Source organism: Brevundimonas sp. (assembly GCF_036659295.1).
Taxonomy (GTDB): domain Bacteria; phylum Pseudomonadota; class Alphaproteobacteria; order Caulobacterales; family Caulobacteraceae; genus Brevundimonas.
In genome coordinates, this window is the sequence record NZ_JAVXCU010000168.1 from 1 (window position 1) to 659 (window position 659).

Annotated in this window: 1 protein-coding gene; it reads right to left on the reverse strand. The window is 61.5% G+C overall.

Translation table 11 applies throughout. The features are described from left to right. Positions 1–659 (reverse strand): acyl-CoA dehydrogenase family protein (locus RSB01_RS14165; RefSeq protein WP_332625765.1); only part of this gene is annotated, 659 nt, incomplete at both ends.

A 659-nucleotide genomic window follows, 5' to 3' on the forward strand; every position in this document is an offset into this window, starting at 1 on the left:
GTTGGTGCCTTCGTAAATCTGGGTGATGCGCACGTCACGTACCAGTTGCTCCTGGCCCCACTCGCGGATGTAACCGTGGCCGCCGAAAATCTGCTGGCCGTGTACGGTAGTTTCCAGACCCAGATCGGTGAGGAACGCCTTGGCAACCGGCGTCAGCAACGCCACCAGGTCTTCCGCACGCTTGCGCGTCGTCGCGTCTTCGCTGAACTTGGCGGTGTCGAGTTGCATCGCCACGTAAGTGGAGAATGCGCGACCACCTTCGTTCGACGCTTTCATGGTCAGCAGCATGCGACGCACGTCCGGATGGACGATGATCGGGTCAGCGACCTTGTCTTTGTTTTGCGCGCCCGTCGGCGAGCGGCTTTGCAGGCGGTCGCGAGCGTATTCGACGGCGTTCTGGTAGGAGCGCTCGCCAGTGGCAAGGCCCTGGATGCCGACGCCCAGACGCTCGTAGTTCATCATGGTGAACATCGCCGCCAGGCCTTTGTTCGGCTCACCGACCAGATAACCCACCGCTTCGTCGAAGTTCATCACGCACGTCGCGGACGCCTGGATGCCCATCTTGTGTTCGATCGAACCGCAGTTCGCCGGGTTGCGCGCGCCGAGGCTGCCATCGGCATTGACCATGAACTTCGGCACCAGGAACAGCGAAATGCCTT